A 23,682-nucleotide genomic window follows, 5' to 3' on the forward strand; every position below is an offset into this window, starting at 1 on the left:
CAGGCCCCTGACATGCCGAGTCAATATCGTTAGGAAACTTTCCTAAGAAATAGCAGGTACGAGAAGGCCCCGGGAGGCTCTTGCCTGCCGGGGCCGTGGTTGGAAGCGGGGCGTCCGTCTGGTCATCGCGACCTCCTTCCTAGGCGAGCACCTTCGCGACGAAGTCCTCCAGGTTGAGGGTCAGCCTGGTGACCTTGTCCTCCACCGAGAGGGTCTCGGAGCCGGACAGCCGGTCGGTCGCCTTCAGGCCCCGCACATAGAGCGAGCAGGCCAGGTCGGAGCACAGGTAGGCGCCGACCGTGTTGCCCTGCCGTCCGGCCGCGCCGACGCGGGGCGCCACGAAGAGCGCCACGCCGGTGCCGCCGTGCGAGGTCACGCAGACCGAGCAGACGGTCGTCTTGACGACGCTGCGCTTCACGCCCTGCGGGAAGCGCATGACGATGCCCGTCAGGCTTCCGTCGTGCTCGGCGACCAGGTAGCCCCGCTCGGGGGACTGCGGGTCGCGCCAGCCGAGGAAGTCGAGCGCCTCCCAGTTGGTCTCACGCAGGTCGCGCGGAAGGTTCAGGCGAGTCGCCTCGCCCTTGGAACAGTTCACGAACGAGGAGCGGATCTCTCGTTCTACCAGCGGAATCACCCGGAGACGGTAGCCGACCCCCGCGAGTGGATTCACCTGGTTTTACCGTTTGACGACCTCGATGCCCTCCGGAACGGTGATCGTGTAGCGGGACACGCAGCCCATGCAGGGGGGCGCGTCGATGATCAGGGTCCGGCCGTCCCACGATTCGTATCGGCTGGGCCGCTCGAAGCCCCAGGAGACCTCCCGCTCGATCACCAGCCGGCCGGTCTCGCCCTGCTCGACCTCGACCGACGACCCCATGCCGCTGTGGTTGACGACGGTCAGCACCGGCTCGGTGAAGGCGTATTCGTGGCGGGCCGTCTCGGTCGACCGGGTGGCGAGCAGCTCGACCGGGGCGCCCGGTTCGTCGAGGACGGCCGTGGCGAAGCCCGCCGCGGCCAGGGAGAGAAACCCCGCGGTGAGCAGACCACCCGCGATGCGCCAGCGCAGGCGCGACTCCCTCTTCACGAGACCCTCAGGAAGCGCAGCACGGCCAGCACCCGGCGGTGGTCCTTGTCGTCGCCGGTCAGGTCGAGCTTGGCGAAGATGTTGTTGATGTGCTTGCCCACGGCGCTCTCCGAGACCGTCAGGGCCTCGGCGATGCCGGTGTTGGAGCGGCCCTCGGCGATCAAGGCCAGCACCTCCTTCTCTCGTCGGGTCAGGCGGTCGAGCGGGTCGCTGTGGCGGACCAGGAGCTGGGCGACGACCTCGGGGTCGAGGGCGGTGCCGCCCTGGGCCACCCGGCGCAGCGCGTCGAGGAACTCGGGGACGTCGGCGACCCGGTCTTTCAGCAGGTAGCCGACCCCGCTGGTGGTGGTGGAGAGCAGAGTGGCGGCGTAGCGCTCCTCGACATACTGCGAGAGCACCACGATCGACATGCCGGGCCACTGCCGCCGCAGCACCAAGGCGGCGCGCAGGCCCTCGTCGGTGTGGGAGGGCGGCATGCGCACGTCGGTCACGACCAGGTCGGGCCGGTGTTCGTCGGCGGCGCGCAGCAGCCCCTCGGCGTCTTCGACGGCGGCCACGACCTCCATGCCGGCCGACCGGAGCACCCAGACCAGGCCCTCGCGGAGCAGCACGGAGTCTTCGGCCAGCACTACCCGCACGGCAGATCGGCCCTGATCGTCGTCGGGCCGCCCTCGGGGCTGAGGATCGTCAGCGTGCCGTCGACCGAGCCGGTGCGCTGGATCAGCCCGCGCAGGCCGGTGCCCTCGGCGGGGTCGGCGCCGCCCGCGCCGTCGTCGAGCACCTCGACGACCAGCCGGTCTCCGGTGCGGCGCACCGTGACGAACGCCTCGTGGGCCTCGGCGTGCTTGGCGACGTTGGTAAGCGCCTCGGACACCACGAAGAACGCCACCGCCTCGATCGTCGGCGACGGCCGCCTCCCGACGTCGACCGTGAGCCGGACCGGCACCGGCGACCGCGCCGCGACCCCGGACAGCGCGGCGTCGAGGCCCTGTTCGTCGAGGACCGCCGGGTGGAGCCCGCGCACCAGATCGCGCAGCTCCTTCAGCGCCAGCTTCGCCTCGTCGTGGGCCTGCGCGATCACCTGGGCGGCCGGTTCCGGCAGGTCGGTGAGGGTGGTGCGGGCCATGCCGAGGTTCATCGCCAGCCAGACCAGGCGGCGCTGGGCGCCGTCGTGCAGGTCGCGCTCCATGCGGCGGCGCTCGGCGTCGGCGGCGTCGATCACGTCGGCCCGGCTCTCGCGCAGGCTCTCGACCCTCTCTTCCAGGACGTCGCGGGCGCTCGGCCCCAGCAGCGACACGGCGGCCATCTCGTCGACCGAGGAGATCAGCCGCGCCGCCCACGGGCCGGCCACCGCGAGCGCCGCCGCCAGCAGCGCCCACAGGGTGCCCTCGACGTCGAAGTCGTCGCGTGACCAGTAGGCCACCGCCAGCACGACCGACGCCAGCATGCCCGACCAGGCCACCATCACGGCGAACAGCCCGATCCCGGTGATCACCGGGGCGAGCAGGTGGTAGGCCAGCTGCCGCCAGGTGCGGGGGTCGCGAATCTCGGCGTACAGGAACTTGAAGGGGTTGCGGGAGCCGTGGCCACGGCGGACCGCGGGGATCTCGACGGACAGGAACGCCGCGAAGCGCCCCCGCTGCAGCCCGCTCAGCCGGGGGAGCAGCCAGAACAGCAGAGACAGCGCGGCGAACGGCACCACGATCGTCCAGATGAAGACGATCGACACGGCGGCCAGGGCGCCGATCACGGTCAGCGCCAGCAGCGCGATGGGCACCCCGGTCACCACATGGGCGGTGCGCAGCCAGGTCGGGGCGGCCCAGTGGGATCGCATGCGGTCCCACGGAGTGAGCGTCTGGGTGATGAGGGCCATGGGACCACCGTAGAGACCGCGGGGCGGGGGCCACCATCCACGAGGTACCCGCGAAAAAGGTGGTGCTGGCACCACCCTTGTGGCGGGCACCGGTGATGAGTGAAAGAGTGGTGATTGTGGAGGATCATCGTCGTGCCGCCGAGCGCGTACGCCAGGACCAGCGGCAGCGTGCCGCTCACCCGGCCGAACGCCGCTACTCCGGCGCCTACCACCTCGCCCATCTGGCGGAGTGGCACGGCGGGGCCGACCTCCGCGAGGCCGCCCGGGCCGTTCTGGAGAGAGAGCGCGAATTGACGGCGGAAGACGACGGCGAGCCCGGTCTGGCGGGCCGCACCTTCCAGGTCACCGCCCACCGGCGCGGTGCCGACGTGATCATCGTGGTCGACGGCGAGATCGACGCCCTGGCCGAGCCGGGCTTCCGCGACTACGTCCGGGAGCGTTCCGGCGGACGGGTGGTCTTCGACCTGTCCGGGCTGACCTTCATCGACAGCGCCGGGATCCAGGTCCTCATCGACGCCCACCGCCGCGGCCCGGCCGCCTACTGCGGGCTCACCCCCCGGGTGGCGCGCCTGTTCGACCTCCTGGGCTTGAGAAGCCGCATGAGCGTCTACGCGACGGTCGACGAGGCGTTCGCCTGACGAAACCCCGTGACCGGCGGGTCACGGGGTTTCATCACGTGGGGGCTACACGGGGCAGGTGCTGCGGTACTCGTCGATCGCCGAGCCGCTCGGGCCGGGGCAGATGAACTGCGAGTAGCGGGTGTCCTCGTCGACGAAGCGCTTCAGCCAGGCCACCATCTGCTTGGCCAGCGGGGTGTTGACGCTCTGCGGGAAGAAGTGGCTGGCGTTGTTCAGCTCCAGGTACGCCTTCTCCGTCTGACTGATGCTGTTGTAGAACGGGCTGGCGTGCGAGCTCGCCGGGGCGACGCTGTCGCTCTCACCGGCCACGATGAGGGTGGGGACCCGGACGGTGTTCCAGGTCTTGTCGGTGTTCCACGGCGCCATCGGCACGGCGGCCTTCAGCGACGGACGGTCCTCGGCGGCGTGGAGGGAGCCACCGCCGCCCATCGAGTGGCCGGCGACCGCGAGGCGGTTGCGGTCGATGCGGCTGCGTACCGTGGTCGAGCTGCTGTTGACCAGGTAGTCGAGCGCGGCCAGGAGCTGGGAGCCGCGGCTGGAGGGCTGGTCGAGGGTCGAGTTGGTCTCGATGCCGATGACGACGAAGCCGTGCGAGGCCAGGCGCGGGCCTAACCATTCGAGGCTCGACCAGCGGGCGGTGTAGCCGGGGGAGATGGCGATGGCGCCGAAGGTGCCCTGGCTGGTGTCGGTCGGGTAGTAGATGGTGCCGCCGCCGAAGCCGGAGACGAGCGACGAGACGCTGGCCGTGGCGACGGAGAACGGGCCGCGCGAGGCCTCCAGGATCGCGTTGGTGGGCGCCGGGCCGCGTTCGAACCCGGCGGCCTGCGCGGAGGGGGAGAGGGTGACAGCGGTCCCGGTCGCCAGGGTGAACGCGAGGGCGGCGGTGGCGAGGCGGGACAGACGGGACGAGAAGTGGGGTCGCAAGGGGTCTCCCGGTTTCGGAGAGAGCCGCTGTGTTGCGGGCGCGTTACCGGCTCCGCACGACGGCCCAATCGGAATTGCTGACTGCGTCATCGTCGGGATCGACCCAGGGGTGGCGCATCGGCGAAATCACCGGTCCGGCGACGCCGGATGCGCGCAAAGAAAAAGGAGCTATCCTGGTGAGTCGCAGCCCTCGCGCTGCAAAAATCACATAGCTCCGTTGGAGAGGATAGCACTCGCGTGGCCAATCGTCAAGTGCTCGAATTGGAGCAGAGCCGGATCACCCAGCTCTACGAACGGCTCGACAGCGTCCGGCGGCGTACGGCCGAGGCGCTGAAGGCCGAATACGCGAAGGGCGTCTCCGGCGGCACCCACCAGGCCCGCGTCGAGCGTGAGGTGTCGGCCAAGGAGCACGCCCGGCGGCTGGCCCAGCTCAACGGGGTCGAGCGCGGCCTGTGCTTCGGCCGCATCGACGACGTGCTGGAGGAGACCCTCTACATCGGCCGCGTCGGGCTGCGCAACGACGACCACGAGACGATCCTGGTCGACTGGCGCGCCCCCGCCGCCCGGCCCTTCTACGCCGCCACCCCCAGCTATCCCGGCACGCTGGTCCGCCGCCGGCACCTGCGGACCCGGGGCCGTACCGTGGTCGGCGTCGACGACGAGGTGTTCGACCTCGACCGCGAGAACGTCGACGGCGGCTTCGTCGGCGAGGCCGCCCTCCTGGCCGCCCTCGGCCGCAAGCGCACCGGCCGCATGGGCGACGTCGTGGCAACCATCCAGACCGAACAGGACCGGGTGATCCGCTCGGGCCTGCACGGCACCCTCGTCGTCCAGGGCGGCCCCGGCACCGGCAAGACCGTCGCGGCCCTGCACCGCGCCGCCTATCTCCTGTACGCCTACCGCGAGACCCTGGAGCGCCGGGGCGTGCTCGTGGTCGGCCCCAACACCACCTTCCTGCGCTACATCAGCCAGGTGCTCCCCTCTCTGGGCGAGACCGACGTGGTGCTCGCGGGCGTCGGCGACCTGTTCCCCGGGGTGCGCGCCACGGTCGACGACGAGCCGTTCGAGGCCGTCATCAAGGGCGACCTCGGCATGGTCCTCGCCGTCGCCAACGCGGTGGCCGACCGGCAGCGGGTGCCCGAGGGCGACCTGGAGATCCACGTCGACGGCATGGACCTCGCGGTGCCGCACCACCTGTGCGTCGCGGCCCGCGACCGGGCCAGGAGGTCGGGCCGCCCCCACAACGTGGCCCGCAAGCTGATGGTGCTCGACCTGCTGCGCGCCCTCGCCATCGACGAGACGGCCAAGCTCGACCGGCCGGTGGACGACGACGAGCTGGCGTACATCAGGAAGGTCCTCTGGCACGAACCCCCGGTCAGGGCCGCGATCGACGCCCTGTGGCCGGTCGTCACCCCGCAGGAGCTCGTGCGGGACCTGCTCGGCAAGGAGCCCGGCGACCCCTGGACGACCGGCGACGTGCCGCTGCTCGACGAGGCCGCGGAACTGCTCGGCGAGGAACCTCGGCCTGAAGCCAAGAAGGACGAGAGCGCCGAGCTGTTCGCCCGGGAGGTGCTCACCGTGACGGGCGTCGAGGAGGTCGAGGCGGCGCTGCTGGCCGACCTGAACGCCACCCCCGGCGAGGAGGTCACCACCGCCCAGCGCGCCGAGCGCGACCGCAAGTGGATCTACGGCCACGTGATCGTCGACGAGGCCCAGGAGCTGTCCGCGATGGCCTGGCGCATGATCATGCGCCGCATCCCCACCCGCTCGATGACGATCGTCGGCGACATCGGCCAGACCGGCTCCCCGGCGGGCGCGACGAGCTGGGCCGAGATGCTCGACCAGTACGTCACCTGGCGCGAGGAACGCCTGACCGTCAACTACCGCACCCCCAGGGACGTCATGGACGCCGCCGCCGAGGTCCTCAAGGAGTTCGCCCCCGATCAGGAACCCCCGATTTCGGTACGTCCCGCGGAAGAGCCGCCCCGAGTGGTCCCCATCGCCCAGACCGGGCTGAACGACGTGCTCAGGGCGGAGATCGACGCCGCCACGCGGGATCTCCTCGTCGACGGCGAGGGGAGATTGGCGATCATCACATCGGGTGAACGGTATGCGGAAGTCGCGTCCTTGGTCCCGGAAGCCGTTACGCTCGATCCGCTGGACTCGCCGGTGGCGCTGATGACCGTGACGACCTCAAAAGGGCTCGAATTCGACGGCGTCATCGTGCTGTGGCCCGAAGAACTGGCAGGCCGCGACCTCTATGTGGCGATGACCCGGGCGACCCGCCGCCTGGTGCTGATCCACGAGCAGGAGCTGCCGCCCGCGCTCGCCGGGCTCACGAAATAAGACTACTATCCTTGTAGGAAATACCGGGAGGCGACATGGGGCGGACGGAAGCCGACACGCCGGTCACCGCGGCGATCCACGCCGCCCGGTGGATCCGCGAAGCCGCCGTCGACGACGACCTCGGCCACCACTGGCGCGCCAACCCCGACCCCGGCGGCCGCTCGGCCAACGCCGGCCACTCCGCCACGCTCTACTCGGGCGCGGCGGGGATCGTCCTGTTCCACCTGGAACTGGCCGCCGCGACCGGCGACCAGACCTACCTCGACGAGGCCGTCGCCGGAGCCGACCACCTGGTCACCATGTCCGGCTCGATCAACGACCCGACCTTCTACCACGGCCTGATGGGCCTGGTCTTCGCCCTGACCGAGTCCTACTGGGCCACCGGCGACGCCACCCACCAGGTCGCGGCGGAGCGCATCGCCGAACGCGTCCTCGCGGCCCGCCGCCCGTCGAGAGACGGCACCACCTGGACCGGCGACGTCTCCCAGCGCGGCGACGGAGGCATCGCCCTCGGCCTCCTCCACATCGCCGGCATGCTCGGCCGCGACGACTTCGAGAAGGCGGCCATCACCACGGGTCGCCATATCGCCGGCCAGGTCGTCCCCGGCCACCAGTTCGGCGGCGAGACGAGCGACCTCCCCGTCGACGCGGTGACTCCAGGCTTCCTTTCCGGTACGGCCGGATCGGGCTTCCTCATGGCCCGCCTCTACGGCGTGACGGGCGACGGGATGTTCCTGGCGGCGGCCCGCCGGGCGGCCGACTTCGTCCGGATGGTCAGCTCGGTGAGCGACAAGTGCGCGCTGGTGCCGCACCACGTTCCGCACGCCCGCGCCCTCAACTACCTGGGGTTCTGCTCCGGCTCCGCCGGGGTGGCCCGCCTGTTCCACGAGCTCTACCGGGTGACCGGGGACCCCGGTGACCTCGACTGGGTGGAGCGGCTGGCACGCGGGATCATCAACAGCGGGGTGCCGGAACGGCGCAGCGAGGGCTACTGGAACGTGGCATGCCAGTGCTGCGGGGCCGCCGGGCTGGTCGAGTTCTTCGTCGGGCTGTGGGCTGCCACCGGGACGCGGGAATACCTCGACGTCGCGGGGGAGCTGGGCGACGACCTGATCGAGCGGGCGACGCGGGACGACGGGCGCGGGATGCGCTGGTACCAGGCGTACCGGCGGCTGCGGCCTCACGAGATCACCGCCGACACCGGCTACATGGTCGGCGCGGCGGGGGTCGGCGCGGCACTGCTGCACCTGGCGGCGGCGCGTGAAGGAAGGGACGCCCGGAGGGTGATCCTCCTGCCGGACAATCCCTTCCCCGCGATCCCGGTCCCGGCCGACTCGCTCTAGCGATACTGCGTGTACGCGTTGGGGTACATGCGGATCCAGTCGACGTCCTGACGGGCCGGACGCATCAGCGTTCCGGTCGCCGGGAACATGTCCATCTGGGCGCCGCCGTTCGACGAGCTGAAGTAGTCGATCGAGGCGTTGACGGCGCAGACCAGGTTGCCGTCGACGTACCACTTCACCGAGGTGGGCTGCCAGTCGATCGCGTAGTTGTGGAACTGGCTGGAGTCCACGGTGAACGAGCAGGGCGTCTGGCCGCCGTTGTGGTGCACGAACAGGTGGACGCTCGGCGCCGCCACGTCGCGTTCGGCGAAGTCGATCTCCGCGTTGACCCAGTCGGGGTCGTTCTCGGGCCACATCAGCGGCACCACGTGGTAGGCCCGCCCGCCGTTGCCGGTCAGCGGGACGGCCCGTTCACGGACCTCGACCCGGCCGTATTTGAACGCCCGCATCCGGCTGTAGAGGCCGCCGGTCTTACCGTCGGCGGTGCCGGTGACCGACAGGTAGCCGCCGCTCTGCGTGGTCTGCGAGGCGCAGCGCTGCCCGTTGCCGTTGTAGCCGGGCGAACACCCGGTCGTCTGGCCTGGACCGGCGCCGAACAGGCCCCACTTGGTGAGGTCGACGGATGATCCGTTGTACTCGTCCGACTGGCCCGCGACGGGGGTGCCCCAGCCGTGGCGGACGGCCGCCTGGTCGCTGGGCGGCGCCGCGGCGAGCTGGTAGTCGCACTTGGTGGCCTTGAAATTGGTGCCGGTCGCCGAGCCGAAGTTCCCCAGTTGCAGCACGTGCGCCGAGGTCGCTCCGGCCGGGACGGTGAAGGTCGCCGACACCGGCGTCCAGGTGCCGCCGTTGGCGGTGGAGGCGGGCAGCGTGGTGAGCGGCCCGTGCTGTTCGCTGAGGTACTGGCCGCCGGAGGAGTACCACTCGACGATGATCTTGGCGGTGCCCGAACCGAACACCACCCGGTCGTGGGCGGAGAAGGTCCAGGTCTGCCCGGCGGTCACCGCCACCTGCGGCATGTAGAACTCGCGGCCTCCGGTGTCGAAGGCCCAGTTCACCCCGGCGAGGTCGCCGACGGGGTCGCGGGTGACCCAGCCGCCGTCGAGGGAACCCCAGCCGTTGAGGTTCGAGGCCAGGACCGGGTTGGCGCACGCATTGGCGGCGGCCGCGGGTGGTGCGACCGCGACGAGGGACGTGAGGGCGACCAGGGCGCCGCCGACGGCGGCCGCCCACTGGCGGAAACGGGTGGATTTCATGCCCGCATTGAATGGTCGGGCCATGAGCGGTGACAGTGCGGGGGTGCACTGGTCACGGGCCCGGACCTTTGCAGTCGTTCACCACGGTGCCGGAGATGCGGTGGACCCGCACGCTGGCCAGCACCACGCCGGAATTCACCAGCGGTTCGCTGTTCGCGGTGGCCGATTCGCGGTCACGCCGGGCGTCCTCCAGTTTCACCGCCATCAGGTCGACCCGGTAATTCTGTCCGATTCCATCGCGGACGCCGCCGAAATACTGTGCCCCTTTCCACTGGGAAAGAGTGGTGGGTTTGGTCCAGTTGAAGACGACCTGCACATATCTGTTCGGGTCGCCGTTGTCGAGATTCTTCATCGCCAGGATCAACGTGGTATCGGGCGGAAGCGTCGCGGTTCCGGAGAAATAGGCGCACATCTTCACGTCGGCGCCGTCGGCGGGGGTGGTGATGGTGCCGGTCGCCCGCGGGGCGTTCCCGGTCGGCGGTGGCGGTGGCGTCTCGTCGGTCTGGCTGGCGTACAAAACCGACAGGAGGACGCCGGTGGTGACGGCGACCAGTGCGGGCCGCGCCAGCCGCCGGGCGGGGCGCGGCGGGGGAGTGGTCAGTTCTCCCGCCCAGGCCCGCAGGTCCACCGGACGCCGGGCGGGGTCGGCGTCCAGAGCCGTCATCAGGTGTGAGGTCAGCCGGACGGGGTCGGGGGCGCCCGCCTCCTCGGCCACGGCGTGGAGTTCCCCGGCGATGCGCTCGGCGTCGGGCGGCGGGTCCTGCCCGGTGAGGCAGAAGAACGCGAGGGCGCCCAGCGAGTAGACGTCGGCCGACGCGGAACGCGGCAGGTGCGGCGCGGCCAGTACCTCGGGCGAGGTGTAGGCGGGGGTGTGCCGTCCCAGGTCGTCGTATCCGTCGTCGATCAGGCGCAGCGTGCTCACGTCGATCAGCACCAGCCCGCGCTCGGCGTGCACGACGCAGTTGGCCGGTTTCACGTCCCGGTGCAGGCTCGGGTTGCCGCCCGACCGGGTCGTCGAGGCGAGGCTGGCGAGGGCCTCGGCCGCCTGGGCCACGTATCCCAGGCGTTCCTGGAGCGTTCCAGGGGTGGCGCGAACCCCGCTGAGCAGGGCGTGTAGCGTCGGGCCCTCGACCCACTCCATCACCAGGTAGACGACGGTCTCGGCGTCCGGGTGACGGTCGCCGGGCAGGTGCGGCGGGGCGCCGGGGAAGATCTCGTCGAGCCGGACGACGTGCTCCAGATCCAGGTGGCGCAGGAGCACCGCCTGGTCGTGCCAGCGCCGCCGGTCGCGCTCCGACGGCCAGCCCGGCCCGGCGCCGCGGGGCGGATGGAGCATCTTGACGGCCAGCGGCAGCGGGGAGGCGAGTTCGCCCCGGTAGCGCGCCTTCCAGGTGATCCCCTCGCCGCCGTGCAGGCCGTGGCCGAGGAGTTCGTATCGGTCGGGGTCGTCGGGCGGACCCGCGAACAGGCCGTTCGCCGGGAGGTCGGGGCCGCCCCGGGTGGTCGGCTCGCTGTCGCTCATCGGTCTCCTCTCTGGAAGGGCAGATCTTCGAGGTCGGTGGACGTGATCGTCCCGGTGCGCACCGCCCACCGGGCCAGGGCCCACCGGAAGTCGTCGTGGGCGGCGGCGTCCTCGTCGTCGGCGACCAGGCCGGGGACGCCGTGGCCGGTGAGGCTCTCGCGCAGCGACTTCAGCACGTTGCGCACGTATCTGGGCTGCCGGTCCAGCCGGGCGCCGATCTGCGCGTACGTCGCGGGTACGGCGCCGGGCCCGGCCCGCACCAGCAGCGGAGCGCACAGCGCGGCCAGCATGAGGCGCTGCACCCGGGTCAGCGCGAGCGGCGGCGTGACGGTCCGGGGCGAGGCGGTCGGCGGCTCGTCGGCGGTCCCGGCCGGGTGTGGCGTCACCGCGCGGGCGTCGACGTGCACCGTCACCGCCGCCCCGGCCGTCCCGGCGAAGACGACGGAGAAGATCGGGAACGGCAGGGACGCCGTGGCCGCCCCCGGTTCGACGATCCGGTCCTCCCCGGCCGGTGGCCGCACGACGAGCGGTTTGCGCCGCGATTCATTGCGAATCAGCACGCAGTCGTCGAGGACGAGAAGGGAACCCGCCCGGCGCGACAGATGTTCGTCGTCGGGAAAACGCACATCGCATTGGTGACTGCGGCCCAGCGTCAGCACCTGACCGAGAGAGATCCGCCATTGCCCGCCCATGAACGCCACGAGAACCGCAGCTCCACCGGTCATATCCCGCGCCCGCCATATCGGTTTTTCCCGGACCCAAGATATTGGCGGGCCCTGCCGATCGGAGCGCATTCCACAAAAGAGGGTGCAGGGCTGCACTGTCCGACCTGTCCGGCGAAACCTTTCACTTCTCCCAGGACTCGCCCAGATCAGGAGGAAACACAGTGCACATCAACGTACGCCGCTTATTGGCCGCGATCGGATTCGCCTTCATGCTCGTGACGCTCGTCGTCTCGCCCGCCCGCGCGGGAGCGGGCGGCGACACGCTGTGGGGCTCGTCGAACGAGACCCTCCACGGCGCCCAGAACCAGTCGATCTTCTCCCCGGGCCGCACCTACGAGGCGCGGATGCAGAGCGACGGCAACTTCGTCGTGTACGGCCCCTCGGGCCCCATCTGGTCGACCAACACCCGGGGCACCAACGCCCGCCTGGTCATGCAGTCGGACGGGAACCTCGTCATCTACGCCGACTCCGGCGTGATCTTCTCCACCAACACCGGCGGCCGGGGCGGCACCCGGCTCGTCATGCAGACCGACGGCAACCTCGTCATGTACGGCGGCGGCCCGATCTGGGCCTCCAAGGACGCCGGTGAGCGCGCCATCCAGTGGTTCTACAACAACCTCGGCCGCACCGACCGGGAGGGCCAGTGCGAGAAGGCGGTCGAGGAGTCGTTCGGCTACGTCAACCCCCACTACAACCGGGCCATCGACAACTGGAACGCCCGGTCGCAGCAGCGGCCGTACACGCAGGCGCCGCGCGGCACGCTGGTCTTCTACGACACTCGTACCGCCACCAATTCGGCCGCGCACGTGGCGGTGAGCCTGGGCAACGGCCAGGTGGCCTCCACCAGCGCGGGCGGGCGGATCGGGATCGTGCACATCTCCTACTTCCAGAACCCGCTGGGCTGGGCCCGCGCGCCCTGGTAGACACGTTGACGCCCGGGGGGAGGGGCGTCCTCCCTCCTCCCGGGCGCCGGTCACGTGGTCCGGGTTACGAGGCGTACACCTCGAACTCGGAGATCTGCGCGGCCGGCCAGCCGGTGTTCCCGGTGACGTTCAGGCGCAGGTAGCGCTGGCTGCTCGCGGTGAACGTGATGGTCACCGTGTTGCCGCTCGCGGGGTTGAAGACCCGCCCGGCGGAGGCCGAGAGCGTGTTCCACGTCGAGTTGTTGGTCGAGCCGAGGACCGACAGGGTCTGGGTGCGCGTTGCCCACGCCGCCGCCGGGGGCAGCTTCAGGACGACGCGGCCGACCGTGCGGTTCTGGCCCAGGTCGACGGTGATCGTCTGGGGGAAGGCGTTGTTGGTGCTCTCCCAGTAGGTGTTGGCGTTGCCGTCGACCGCGTTGCCGGGGCCGTAGTTCTGGGCGACGCCGCTGGCGGTGGCGGGCTGCCCTTGCGCCAGGTTCCCCACCGGCTGTGGGGAGGGCGACGGCGAAGGTGACGGTGAGGGCGAAGGTGAGGGGGACGGCGACGGCGAGGGGGAGGCCCCCGGGGTGCCGTACACCTCGACCGAGGAGAGTTGCGCGGCCGGCCAGCCGGTGTTGCCCGTCACGACCACTCGCACGTAGCGGACCGTCGCCGGGGTGGTGTTGATGGACACCGTGTTCCCGGTCGCCGGGTTGAACGTGCGGCCCGCGCTCGCCGACAGCGTCGTCCACGTCGAGTTGTTGGTGGAACCCTCGATGGCGATCGTCTGCGTGCGGGTGTTCCAGGCCGACGGGGGCGGCAGCTTCAGGTCCACGCGCTGGACGTTCACCGGCGCGCAGAGGTCGACCGTCAGCGACTGCGGGAAGGCGTTGTTGGCGCTCTCCCAGTAGGTGTCGGCGTTGCCGTCGACCGCGTTCTGCGGCACGAACGACATGTTCGTGCTGGTCGCCGTGACCGCCTTGGTCCGCGCCAGGTCACCGGTGCCGGGGTTGCAGGCTGGCGGGCTCGGCGACGGAGACGGGCTCGTGGGCGGCGACGGGGAGGGCGAAGGCGAGGTCGGCGGGGACGGGGAGGGCGAGGGGTTGCCGCCGCCACCGCCCGGATAGATGTAGTTCGGGTTCGGCCAGGTGCCCGTGCAGGTCGTGCTGCTCGGGGACCAGCCGGTGTTGCCGCCCAGGTCCGTCATGACGAACCCGCCGCCCACGCAGTTGTGGATCGCGGTCCCGGCGCCGATGTAGCTCGCTCGGACGTTCTCGAACGTCATCCGCCCGCCGGACTGGGCCTGGATCATGTAGGTGCCCGTACCGGCGATGTTGACGTTCTTGAAGTTGACCGTCTGGGTGGTGCCCTCGATGAGGTGGATGGCGGCGTACGAGCTGTCGATGATGTCGGTGTCGGTCACGTTGATCGTGGCGTTGACGCCCTCGTTGAGGCCGGAGAACCAGATCGCGCCGACGCCGAAGCGCCAGTTGTAGTCGTTGTTGCCGGTCCGGATCAGGGTGTTCCTGGCGACCGTGTGGACGCCCGCGACCGCCGTGCCCTGGCCGGAGTTGACGCCCGGATAGCGGTTGGCGATGTGGATGCCGCCGCCGTTCGACAGGGTGTCGGTGACCACGTTGTCGGTGATCTTGATGTCCCGGCCGCCGTACGTGACGATGTTGTTCGCCAGGATCGGCGCGATCACCGTGTTGAACGTGAACGAGTTGTTGACGTTCGCGATCCGGTCGGGCCACATGGCCAGGCCGTCGTCGCCGGTGTTGCGGACGAAGGTGTTGGTCACCGTCGAGTTCGTCACGCCGGTGTGGAAGTTCACGCCGTCGGCGATCTGGTCGATGATCCGGCTGTTGCGGATGACGAAGTTGTTCATGGGGCCGTCCATCCAGGCCCCGACCTTGGTGTTCTCCATCCAGACGTTGTCGATGACCGAGTCGGTCATCGCGCCGCCGAAGGCGTTCACCTGGTCGTTGTCCTCGCGCTCGCGGATGTCGCCGAGGATCGCGAGGTCCTTCACCACCACGTTGCGGCTGGGGCCGCCGGCCTCGTGGGCGCGGATGCCGCCCTGGTAGCCGCCGCCGGCGACGTACTTGCCGTAGATCCCGACGGCGCGGTTGCGCTGCGTGGGGTGGCGGCCGGTCAGCTTGGTGTGCCAGGGTCCGGCGCCGCGCAGCGTGACGCCGTCGACCACGACGTGGTCCCAGAGGGTGTACGTGCCCGCGGGGACGTACACCTCCTTGCCCTGGGCCTTGCCCGCGTCGACGGCGGCCTGGAAGGCGGACGTCGAGTCGGTCGCGGAGTTGCGGGCGGCGCCGAAGTCGTCCACGGAGAGAGAACCGGCGGGGCGCGCGATCGGGTCGGGGGCGATCTCGAAGTCGGCCAGGTCGACCGTGATCGGGACGTTGCCCGCCGACTGGACCCGGATCTTGGTGCCGGCCTGGTAGGTCTGGCCGAACAGGGTCTGGGTCTCGTCGTAGAAGTGGTGGGGGTTGGTGTCACCCGGGTTGTTGTTGAACGGGTAGCCACCGTAGAACCAGCCGTACACCGAGGTCAGGGAGATGTCCTTGAGCTTGGTGCCGCCGACGCGGATGTCGGCGTTGATCGTCTGGCCCTGGCCGCCGTTGGCGTCGGGGATGCTGTAGCGCACCGACATCGCGTTGGCGGGCTTGGTCAGGGTGAACTCGACGTACTCGCCCGGGGCGTCGATCGTGACGGCCCGGCGGCCGGAGGCCTCGGAGGGGAGCGTCGTGTAGATCCGGTTGGGCCCGATGACGGTGCCGTTGTGGGCGACGTCCTCGGCCTCGAACTCGGTGAACGGGACGGTCGCGCCGCGGCCGGGGACGCCCCAGGGGGAGTCGGCAGAGGCGGCGGCTGAGGCGGTGCCGGTGAGACTGGGGATGGCCACCGCGCCCGCCGCGATCAGGGCGGCGCTCGCGAGGACGGCGGACAGACGACGTGATCGGTTTACCGATGTGGGCATCGGCGGGCCCTTCTGTCAGGTGCGGGCCCGCGCCGTCGCCGGGGGGTCGGCGGATGACACGGACCATAGGGGGTGCTCGGTTCCGCCGTCGCGATCGGTGGTGCCGAGATGTCCACACCATAGGATGGCCAACAGAAGTCCGCAATATTTCAACTTGATTTCGCAAAAGGTCTCCTCTGGGGGCATCTGACACGCCCTGACCAGCGTGGTCATGGGACGGGACCCGTCCCACGTGCCCGGCCTTGCTCTCCGACAGCACCGCTGACCTGGCCTTTTGGGCCCTTCATCGGGTTCTGTACGCAAACTTTCGGCCAACCGTCAGGGATGTGACCTGTGTAACGTTCACGTGTCCTGACGCGGGCGGACAGAACACGTAAGCGCGCGTATCTCCGCGCAAATCATCGTCTCGACGGTGCTACCTGGACTGTTGGTGAACAAAAGGTGATTCCATGATCGTGACCTGAAGGGTGGAAAACGCTCTCATGACTCGACGGCATCGCCGGAGTGCAAGCAGGTTGCGTGGATCAGGCGTATAGTTTGCGTTGTGACACGTCGACTTGCAGAAGTGGCGAAGAAAGTCGGAGTCAGCGAGGCCACCGTCAGCCGGGTGCTGAACGGCAAGCCGGGCGTCTCCGACGCGACCCGCGCGGCCGTGCTGACGGCCCTGGACGTCCTCGGCTACGAGCGCCCGACGCAGCTCCGGGGGGAGCGCGCCCGCCTGGTCGGCCTGGTCCTGCCCGAACTCGGCAACCCCATATTCCCCGCCCTGGCGGAGGTCGTCGGCGGCGCCCTGGCGCAGCGCGGCTTCACCCCCGTGCTGTGCACCCGCACGGCGGGCGGCCTGTCCGAGTCCGACTACGTCGAGATGCTCCTGGAGCAGCAGGTCTCCGGCGTGGTCTTCGCGGGCGGCCACTACATGGAGGCCGACGCCCCCCACGAGCACTACCTCCGGCTGCTCGACATCGGCCTGCCGGTCGTGCTCGTGAACGCCGCGAGCGACAACCTCGAGTTCCCGCGCGTCTCCACCGACGACGCGGTCGCGGTCGAACAGGCCTTCAGCCACCTGGTCTCGCTCGGCCACGAGCGGCTCGGGATAGTGCTGGGCCCCGACGACCACATCCCGTCCCGGCGCAAGCTGGCCGCGATCACCGCCGCCGCCGAGAAGGCCGGCCTCGAAGAGGTCGCGGTCGAACACGCGATGTTCTCGCTCGAAGGCGGCCAGGCCGTGACCAACCGGTTGATCCGGCTCGGCGTCACCGGCATCATCTGCGCGTCCGACCCGCTGGCACTTGGAGCGATCCGGGCGGTCCGCCGCATGGGCATGTCGGTGCCGGAAGACATCTCGGTCGTCGGCTTCGACGACTCGAACTTCATGAACTGCACCAACCCGCCCCTGACCACGGTCCGCCAGCCCATCGAGGCCATCGGCCGCGCGGCGGTCACCCTCCTGGTCAACCAGATCGACGGCGCCCAGGTGACGGCCGAGGAACTCCTCTACGAGCCCGAGCTCGTCGTCCGCGGCTCCACCGCCCCGGCCCGAGTCCGCATCGGCGTCTGACCCCACCGCCAGACCTTCTGAAGCCCCGCCTTCTCCGGAAGAGCGGGGCTTCTTCTTGCCCGCACACAGGTAGTGATCGACTGTCCGCGGGCCGGTGGGGCTGTCCCGCAGTTCATCGCCCTGATCGTGTAAGTGTCGGGCAGGTCTGCTGCACTCTCGGCCAGCAAGTGTCGTTTCAGTTCATCTGTTCGTCGTTTCCGTGCGTGCTGGCGGGAGCTTGTTTGCGGGGCGATCTCGGTGTTTGACTGGAACGGTCATGGACCTGTCAGGCGGCAGCTCAAGCATGACAGCGTCCTGCGCGCGACCATCGAGCCAGGTCACCTCCGCGACCTGCGGATTCTTGTTTCAACCACGTTCACTGCGTCGCACTGTCACTTTTTTGCATCTTGAGTGCCAGACTCTTGCTAGGCAATGTCCGTCTCTGTATGTTTCTCGCAACCGGTAACACGAAGCGGACTCGTAACTCCACCTTCATCGATCGGGCCTTCGGGGGGCTCGTTCCGGAACTTGCCAGACGGACAGGTGCTCTCAAGGTGTCGTGGTTGGCCACGGCAGGAGGGAATCATTGATGCAATCCCGTAAATTCGCGACGTTGCTGGCCGTGGCGGGGCTTACCCTCGCCGCTGCGGCGTGTGGCTCCGAAGACACCCCGGCTCCGCCGGCCGCAGGCCCCGCAAGCGGCTCGGCCCCCGCCGCCGTCGAGAACGCGCCCGTGTCGATCAGCGTGGGCTGCCAGCCTCCGAAGACGAACCCCAAGGAGCGCGCGCAGTGGGACGCGGACGTCACCGCGTTCCAGGCGAAATTCCCCTACATCACGATCGAGAGCAAGGACGCCTTCCCTTGCATCGTTCCGGAGACCTTCCAGGCCAAGCTCGCCGGTGGCCAGATGGAAGACCTGTTCTACGTCTACTACACCGACGCCGCCCGCATCATCGGGGCCGGTCAGGCCGCCGACATCACTCCCTACCTGAGTGAGTCGCCGATGCTGGCGCAGGTCCGTCCCGACGTGAAGGGCGTGTTCGAGAACGGCGGCAAGACCTACGGCGTGCCGCGTACCAACTACGCGACCGGCCTCGTCTACAACCGCAAGCTCTTCACCGAGGCCGGCCTCAACCCGGACATGCCGCCCAAGACCTGGGCCGAAGTCCAGGACGCCGCCAAGAAGATCGCCGGGCTCGGCGCCGGTTACGTCGGCTTCGGCGAGTACTCCGCGGGCAACACCGGCGGCTGGCACTTCACCTCGTCGATCTACGCCCGCGGTGGCGCGATCACCAGCGAGGACGGCAAGACCGCCGCGTTCAACAGCGAGCAGGGCAAGGCCGTGCTGGAGAACCTCCGCAAGATGCGGTGGGACGACAACAGCATGGGCACCAAGCAGCTGCTCCGCTGGGAGGACCTCATGCGGATGATGGGCTCCGGCAAGCTCGGCATGATGATCGGCGCCCCCGACGTCGTCCAGGCCGTCAACAACGACTTCAAGGGCAAGTTCGAGGACTACGGCGTGACCGCGCTCCCCGAGTCGACCCAGTCGCTGTCCGGTGGCGACGGCTACATGTTCAACGCGAAGGCCACGCCCGACCAGATCAAGGCCGGTCTGAAGTGGCTGGAGTTCAAGTTCCTCACCCCGGGCCAGGGTCAGTTCGACTACGCCCGCAACAAGGCCGACGGCCTCCCGACGGGCCTGCCCCTCACCGACCTCTACGGTTCGGCCGCCCCCGGCGCGCAGATCCAGAGCGACCGTGAGGCCAACGCCAACGTCCCGACGGAGCACTTCGCGCCGTACGTCGAGGGCACCAAGACGGTGACCTTCAAGCTGGAGCCGGGCAAGGCCCAGGAGATCTACGCCATCCTCGACACCCCGATGTCGGCGGTCCTCACGCGCCAGGACGCCAACATCGACGAGCTGCTGGCGGCTGCGGAAGAGAAGGTCAACAAGCTGCTGGCAGCGGGCTGACCTTGAAGTTCGGGGGCCGGTCACAGAGCCGGCCCCCGATGGTCACGTTTGAGATTGTGAGCGCAAACCGATGACGACTCTCTCCGCGAAGGGCGCCCGCCGGCGACCCCCCGGGGCCCTGCGGCGCGCGGTGAGCCGGAACCTCACGGCCTACGGCTTCCTCTCCGGGGCGCTGATCTGCTTCGCGTTCTTCTCCTGGATCCCCATGGTCCGGGAGTTCATCCTCTCCTTCCAGAAGACCAACTTCGTGAACTCGACGGAGTGGGTCGGCCTGGAGAACTTCCGCACCGTCCTGGACGACCCGGCCTTCATCTCCGCCTGGGTGAACACCGGGATCTTCACCCTGCTGGCGCTGGTCTTCGGCTACGTCGTCCCGTTCGTGTTCGCGGTCGTCCTGAACGAGCTCCGGCACGCCCAGGGCTACCTGCGCCTGATCGTCTACTTGCCGGTCATGCTCCCCCCGGCCGTGGCGGTGCTGCTGTTCAAATGGTTCTACGACCCCGGCACCGGCCTGTTCAACCAGATCCTCGGCGTGGTCGGCATCCCCCCGCTGGCCTGGCTCGACTCGACCACGACCGCCCTGCCCTCGCTCGTCATCGTCTCCACCTGGATGAACCTCGGAACCGGCACGCTGATCTACCTGGCGGCACTCCAGAGCATCCCCAGTGAGCTGTACGAGGCGGCCGAGCTCGACGGCGCGGGCATCTTCAAGCGCGTGTGGCACATCACGATCCCGCAGACGCGGCTGATCCTGCTGGTCATGCTGCTGCTGCAGATCGTGGCGACCATGCAGGTCTTCATCGAGCCCTTCCTGCTGACCGGCGGCGGCCCGGAGAACGCGACCGTGACGGTGGCCTATCTGATGTACCAGTACGCCTTCAGCTTCGGGAACTTCGGCGGCGGCGGCGCCCTCGGGCTGATGCTGATGCTCGTCCTCATCGTCTTCTCCGCCTTCTACCTGCGCGTCTCGCGCGAACAGAACTAGGGAGGAGGAACACCGATGTCGCAGAGCACCGTACAGAGGCCGATCGAAAAGGCCCCTGCTCCGAAGACGGCGACCAGACAGCCTCGAAAGAGGAAGAAGGAAGCGCCGCAGCAGTTCCGTGGCCTGGTGTCGCCCCACACGCTGACCACCACGCGCGGGAAGATCGTCTACTGGACCGTCCTGACGGTCGTCGTCGTCGGGTTCACGCTCGCCTTCGTGTTCCCGCTGTACTGGATGATCACCGGGGCGATGAAGTCGCCCGAGGAGCTCGCCACCGTACCGCCGACGTTCTTCCCGACGGAACTGAACACCGGCGTGTGGGCCGAGGCGTGGGACCTGCTCGACCTGGGCCTGTTCCTGAAGAACACGCTGATCTACGCGGCCGGCGCCTGGTTCTTCACGCTGACGTTCGACGTGGCCGCCGCCTACGCGCTGTCGAAACTGCGGCCGGTCCTGGGCAAGCTGGTGCTGGCGCTGGTCCTGTCGACGCTCATGATCCCCCCGATGGTCATCCTGCTTCCGGCGTACCTGTCGGCGGTGGAGCTGCCCATCTTCGGATGGAGCCTGCTGAACACCCCGTGGGCGATCTGGCTCCCCGCGGCGGCCAACGGGTTCTTCATCTTCCTGCTCAAGCGGTTCTTCGACTCGATCCCGCGTGAGCTGCTGGAAGCCGCCCAGATCGACGGCGCGTCGCCGATGCGTATCCTCTGGTCGGTGGTCCTTCCGGTCTCGCGGCCGATCCTCGGGGTGGTCTCCATCCTCGCGGTCGTCAACGTCTGGAAGGACTTCGTCTGGCCGCTGCTGGTCCTGCCGGACAGCGACAAGATGTCGATCAGCGTCGGCATCTCCTCGTTGTCGGCCCAGATGCCGCAGAACGTCCTGATCGCCGCGCTCGTCATCGCGAGCATCCCGGCGATCCTGGTGTTCCTGGTGTTCCAGCGCAGCATCATGGCCGGTCTGACGGCGGGAAGCCTAAAAGGCTGACCCCGTCGTCGGTGTCGCCCACTCTCCAATAAAGCCTAAGGAGTTGTTCCAGCATGCCCGAAACGTGGTGGCGGGGGGCCGCGATCTACCAGGTCTACCTGCGCAGCTTCGCCGACGGTAACGGCGACGGCATCGGCGACCTCGCCGGTCTGCGCAGCCGCCTGGCCTACCTCGCGGAGCTCGGGGTCAACGCCGTGTGGCTGGTCCCGTGGTATCCCTCCCCGATGGCCGACGGCGGCTACGACGTGGCCGACTACCGGGCCATCGAGCCGTTGTTCGGCGACCTGGCGGAGGCGGAGGGGTTCATCGCGGAGGCCCACGAGCTGGGCATCAAGGTGATCATCGACGTCGTGCCGAACCACCACTCCGACCAGAGCGAGTGGTTCAAGGCGGCGCTGGCGGCCGGCCCCGGCTCGCCCGAGCGGGAGCGGTTCTGGTTCCGCGACGAGCCCGGCGACTGGAAGTCGATCTTCGGTGGCCCCGCGTGGACCCAGGTCCCCGACGGCCAGTGGTACCTGCACCTGTTCGCGCCGGAACAGCCCGACTTCAACTGGACGAACCCGGAGGTCCACCAGGAGTTCCACGACGTCCTGCGCTTCTGGTTCGACCGCGGCGTCGACGGCATCCGCATCGACTCGGCGGCCGTGCTGGTCAAGGACTTCGAGGGCGGCGACCCCGACGGCTACACCGACCAGCCCGCCGTCCACGACGTCTACCGGAGCTGGCGGCGCCTGGCCGACAGCGAGTACACCGACCGGATCTTCATCGGTGAGGTCTGGTTCCCCGACCAGGAGCGGTTCGCCCGCTACCTGCGGGCCGACGAGCTGCACACCGCGTTCAACTTCGACTTCCTGGCCGCGCCCTGGGAGCCGGAGGCGCTGCGGAACTCGATCACCACGACGCTGGAGACCCACGCCCCGCTGGGCGCGCCGCCCACGTGGGTGCTGTCGAACCACGACGTGACCCGCGTGGTGACCCGCTACGGCCGCGAGATCACCTCGTGGGACCACGGCGCCCGCCGTGACGGCTTTCCCTCCGACCTGGAGCTCGGCTACCGCCGGGCCAGGGCGGCGGCGCTGCTGGCCATGGCCCTGCCCGGTGGCGTGTACATCTACCAGGGCGAGGAACTGGGCCTGCCCGAGGTCGACGACATCCCCGGTGAGCTGCGGGAAGACCCGATGTGGGTGCGCTCGGAGCACACCGTGCCGGGCCGCGACGGCTGCCGCGTCCCGCTGCCGTGGTCGGGCCAGGAGAAGCCCTTCGGTTTCGGTACGGGCAACCCGTGGCTGCCCCAGCCCGCCGACTGGAACAAGCTGACCGTCGAGGCCCAGAGCGAGGACCTCGGCTCGATGCTGACCCTCTACCGCAACGGCCTCAGGCTGCGCCGCGAACACCTCGGCGACGGCACCCTGACCTGGTGCGAGTCCCGCGACGACGTGCTCGCCTTCCAGCGCGACTCGGGCCTGGTCTGCGTGGTCAACCTGGGCACCGAACCCGCGCCGCTGCCGCCGCACACCGAGGTGCTGCTGGCGAGCGGCCCTCTGGAGGGCGACGTACTGCCCTCCGACACCACCGTCTGGCTCCGCTGACGGGGGTTCACCATCTCGGGTCCGTGACCGCTCGTGGGAAGGCGGTCACGGACCCGCGCCATCCGGGGGGATCTTCATGGCATTGATCGAGGCTTCGGAGCTGGAAAAGGTCTATCCGGGGACCGATGTGAAAGCGGTCGCCGGGATCGGGTTCCGGGTCGAACGGGGGGAGGCCTTCGGCTTCCTGGGGCCGAACGGGGCCGGCAAGTCGTCGACGATGCGGATGCTGGCGTGCGTCTCGCAGCCCAGCGGCGGGACCCTGCGCATCCTCGACCAGGACCCGGTGGTCCACGGCCGCGCGTTACGCGCCCGCCTTGGCGTCGTCCCGCAGGACGACGCGCTCGACCTCCAGCTGACGGTCCGCGAGAACCTGATCGTGTACGGCCTGTACTTCGGGCTCTCCCTGAAGCACATGCGGGCCAAGAGCGCCGAACTGCTGGAGTTCGCCCAGCTCGCGGAGAAGGCGGGTGAGCGGGTCGAACACCTCTCCGGCGGCATGCGGCGGCGCCTGACCATCGCGCGCTCCCTGGTCAACGACCCCGACATCCTGCTCCTCGACGAGCCGACCACCGGCCTCGACCCGCAGGCGCGCCACATCCTGTGGGACCGCCTGTTCCGCCTGAAGAGCGCGGGCGTGACCCTGATCCTCACCACCCACTACATGGACGAGGCCGAACAGCTCTGCGACCGCCTGGTCATCATGGACAAGGGCCTGATCGCCGACGAGGGCACCCCACGTGAGCTGATCGACCGCCATGTGACCCGGGAGGTCCTGGAACTCCGCTTTCCCCCGGGCGAACAGCACCAGGCGGCCGAGAAACTCGGCGGCGACGTGGAGGTCCTCCCCGACCGCCTCCTCTGCTACGCCGACGACGGCGACGCCGTCCTGGCCCACGTGACAGAGGTCGGCCTGCGCCCGATCACCGCTCTGGTCAGGCGGGCCACGCTGGAGGACGTCTTCCTCCGCCTCACCGGCCGATCGCTGACCGACTGATGGCCAGGCGGAT

The 23,682-nt window shown here is 69.5% G+C and carries 19 protein-coding genes; 10 read left to right on the plus strand and 9 right to left on the minus strand.

Annotated elements, in window-relative coordinates; genetic code table 11:
• Positions 1–139: 139 nt before the first annotated feature.
• From ACYQ78_RS26880 to ACYQ78_RS26895, 4 genes are read right to left on the minus strand one after another with little or no spacing between them, the layout of a single operon-like run.
• Positions 140–634 carry an FBP domain-containing protein gene (locus tag ACYQ78_RS26880; RefSeq protein ID WP_459803692.1) on the minus strand — a complete coding sequence of 165 codons (495 nt, stop codon included), beginning with the start codon at positions 632–634 and terminating at the stop codon, positions 140–142.
• A 42-nt stretch (positions 635–676) separates the two neighbouring features.
• Positions 677–1,084: a hypothetical protein gene (locus ACYQ78_RS26885; protein WP_459803693.1), complete on the minus strand. Its 408-nt coding sequence runs from the start codon at positions 1,082–1,084 to the stop codon at positions 677–679.
• Positions 1,081–1,722, minus strand: coding sequence for a response regulator (locus ACYQ78_RS26890; RefSeq protein WP_459803694.1), 642 nt, complete (start codon positions 1,720–1,722; stop codon positions 1,081–1,083). The genes ACYQ78_RS26885 and ACYQ78_RS26890 overlap by 4 nt, the downstream gene beginning before the upstream one ends.
• A complete protein-coding gene (locus tag ACYQ78_RS26895) occupies positions 1,713–2,957 on the minus strand; it encodes a sensor histidine kinase (RefSeq protein ID WP_459803695.1) in 1,245 nt (414 codons plus the stop codon). The genes ACYQ78_RS26890 and ACYQ78_RS26895 overlap by 10 nt, the downstream gene beginning before the upstream one ends.
• Before the next feature lie 107 nt (positions 2,958–3,064).
• Here ACYQ78_RS26895 and ACYQ78_RS26900 point away from each other — a divergent pair, with 107 nt between their 5' ends.
• Complete coding sequence (locus tag ACYQ78_RS26900) at positions 3,065–3,595, plus strand: STAS domain-containing protein (protein ID WP_459803696.1); 531 nt, start codon at positions 3,065–3,067, stop codon at positions 3,593–3,595.
• 45 nt (positions 3,596–3,640) lie between these two features.
• On the opposite strand, the gene ACYQ78_RS26905 is transcribed toward ACYQ78_RS26900, so the two are convergent.
• A complete protein-coding gene (locus tag ACYQ78_RS26905) occupies positions 3,641–4,519 on the minus strand; it encodes an alpha/beta hydrolase family protein (protein ID WP_459803697.1) in 879 nt (292 codons plus the stop codon).
• 237 nt (positions 4,520–4,756) lie between these two features.
• Between ACYQ78_RS26905 and ACYQ78_RS26910 the strand changes: the two genes are divergently transcribed.
• Positions 4,757–6,865 (plus strand): HelD family protein, encoded by a 2,109-nt coding sequence (locus ACYQ78_RS26910; protein WP_459803698.1) that lies wholly within the window; start codon positions 4,757–4,759, stop codon positions 6,863–6,865.
• A gap of 35 nt (positions 6,866–6,900) precedes the next feature.
• Positions 6,901–8,208, plus strand: coding sequence for a lanthionine synthetase LanC family protein (locus ACYQ78_RS26915; RefSeq protein WP_459803699.1), 1,308 nt, complete (start codon positions 6,901–6,903; stop codon positions 8,206–8,208).
• On the opposite strand, the gene ACYQ78_RS26920 is transcribed toward ACYQ78_RS26915, so the two are convergent.
• From ACYQ78_RS26920 to ACYQ78_RS26930, 3 genes are read right to left on the minus strand one after another with little or no spacing between them, the layout of a single operon-like run.
• On the minus strand, positions 8,205–9,461 hold the full coding sequence (locus tag ACYQ78_RS26920; RefSeq protein WP_459803700.1) for a glycoside hydrolase family 16 protein: 1,257 nt from the start codon (positions 9,459–9,461) through the stop codon (positions 8,205–8,207). The genes ACYQ78_RS26915 and ACYQ78_RS26920 overlap by 4 nt on opposite strands.
• Before the next feature lie 52 nt (positions 9,462–9,513).
• Entirely contained in the window at positions 9,514–10,983 is a 1,470-nt protein-coding gene (locus ACYQ78_RS26925; protein ID WP_459803701.1) for a protein kinase domain-containing protein, read from the minus strand.
• On the minus strand, positions 10,980–11,708 hold the full coding sequence (locus tag ACYQ78_RS26930) for a hypothetical protein (protein WP_459803702.1): 729 nt from the start codon (positions 11,706–11,708) through the stop codon (positions 10,980–10,982). The genes ACYQ78_RS26925 and ACYQ78_RS26930 overlap by 4 nt, the downstream gene beginning before the upstream one ends.
• A 161-nt stretch (positions 11,709–11,869) precedes the next feature.
• Between ACYQ78_RS26930 and ACYQ78_RS26935 the strand changes: the two genes are divergently transcribed.
• Positions 11,870–12,631 (plus strand): NlpC/P60 family protein, encoded by a 762-nt coding sequence (locus ACYQ78_RS26935; RefSeq protein ID WP_459803703.1) that lies wholly within the window; start codon positions 11,870–11,872, stop codon positions 12,629–12,631.
• Between the two features lie 64 nt (positions 12,632–12,695).
• Here ACYQ78_RS26935 and ACYQ78_RS26940 read toward each other — a convergent pair whose 3' ends face one another.
• A complete protein-coding gene (locus ACYQ78_RS26940) occupies positions 12,696–15,605 on the minus strand; it encodes a discoidin domain-containing protein (protein ID WP_459803704.1) in 2,910 nt (969 codons plus the stop codon).
• 565 nt (positions 15,606–16,170) lie between these two features.
• Between ACYQ78_RS26940 and ACYQ78_RS26945 the strand changes: the two genes are divergently transcribed.
• The 6 genes from ACYQ78_RS26945 (at position 16,171) to ACYQ78_RS26970 (ending at position 23,669) form a co-directional block, all read left to right on the plus strand.
• On the plus strand, positions 16,171–17,163 hold the full coding sequence (locus tag ACYQ78_RS26945; protein WP_459803705.1) for a LacI family DNA-binding transcriptional regulator: 993 nt from the start codon (positions 16,171–16,173) through the stop codon (positions 17,161–17,163).
• Positions 17,164–17,731: 568 nt separating this feature from the next.
• Entirely contained in the window at positions 17,732–19,117 is a 1,386-nt protein-coding gene (locus tag ACYQ78_RS26950) for an ABC transporter substrate-binding protein (RefSeq protein WP_459803706.1), read from the plus strand.
• Between the two features lie 70 nt (positions 19,118–19,187).
• Entirely contained in the window at positions 19,188–20,102 is a 915-nt protein-coding gene (locus ACYQ78_RS26955) for a carbohydrate ABC transporter permease (RefSeq protein WP_459803707.1), read from the plus strand.
• 126 nt (positions 20,103–20,228) lie between these two features.
• Positions 20,229–21,086 (plus strand): carbohydrate ABC transporter permease, encoded by an 858-nt coding sequence (locus tag ACYQ78_RS26960; RefSeq protein WP_459803708.1) that lies wholly within the window; start codon positions 20,229–20,231, stop codon positions 21,084–21,086.
• Positions 21,087–21,139: 53 nt separating this feature from the next.
• Positions 21,140–22,675 carry a glycoside hydrolase family 13 protein gene (locus ACYQ78_RS26965; RefSeq protein WP_459803709.1) on the plus strand — a complete coding sequence of 512 codons (1,536 nt, stop codon included), beginning with the start codon at positions 21,140–21,142 and terminating at the stop codon, positions 22,673–22,675.
• A gap of 76 nt (positions 22,676–22,751) precedes the next feature.
• On the plus strand, positions 22,752–23,669 hold the full coding sequence (locus ACYQ78_RS26970; RefSeq protein WP_459803710.1) for an ABC transporter ATP-binding protein: 918 nt from the start codon (positions 22,752–22,754) through the stop codon (positions 23,667–23,669).
• The last annotated feature ends 13 nt before the right edge of the window (positions 23,670–23,682 follow it).

This window comes from Herbidospora sp. RD11066, from assembly GCF_054661255.1.

What these genes read in the sequence shown, in the direction of transcription:
- ACYQ78_RS26950 (WP_459803706.1), top strand. Translation starts at nt 17,732, where the DNA reads ATGCAATCCCGTAAATTCGCGACGTTGCTGGCCGTGGCGGGGCTTACC.
- ACYQ78_RS26965 (WP_459803709.1), top strand. Translation starts at nt 21,140, where the DNA reads ATGCCCGAAACGTGGTGGCGGGGGGCCGCGATCTACCAGGTCTACCTG.
- ACYQ78_RS26915 (WP_459803699.1), top strand. Translation starts at nt 6,901, where the DNA reads ATGGGGCGGACGGAAGCCGACACGCCGGTCACCGCGGCGATCCACGCC.
- ACYQ78_RS26930 (WP_459803702.1), bottom strand. Translation starts at nt 11,708, where the DNA reads ATGACCGGTGGAGCTGCGGTTCTCGTGGCGTTCATGGGCGGGCAATGG.
- ACYQ78_RS26955 (WP_459803707.1), top strand. Translation starts at nt 19,188, where the DNA reads ATGACGACTCTCTCCGCGAAGGGCGCCCGCCGGCGACCCCCCGGGGCC.
- ACYQ78_RS26925 (WP_459803701.1), bottom strand. Translation starts at nt 10,983, where the DNA reads ATGAGCGACAGCGAGCCGACCACCCGGGGCGGCCCCGACCTCCCGGCG.
- ACYQ78_RS26920 (WP_459803700.1), bottom strand. Translation starts at nt 9,461, where the DNA reads ATGAAATCCACCCGTTTCCGCCAGTGGGCGGCCGCCGTCGGCGGCGCC.
- ACYQ78_RS26895 (WP_459803695.1), bottom strand. Translation starts at nt 2,957, where the DNA reads ATGGCCCTCATCACCCAGACGCTCACTCCGTGGGACCGCATGCGATCC.
- ACYQ78_RS26940 (WP_459803704.1), bottom strand. Translation starts at nt 15,605, where the DNA reads ATGCCCACATCGGTAAACCGATCACGTCGTCTGTCCGCCGTCCTCGCG.
- ACYQ78_RS26970 (WP_459803710.1), top strand. Translation starts at nt 22,752, where the DNA reads ATGGCATTGATCGAGGCTTCGGAGCTGGAAAAGGTCTATCCGGGGACC.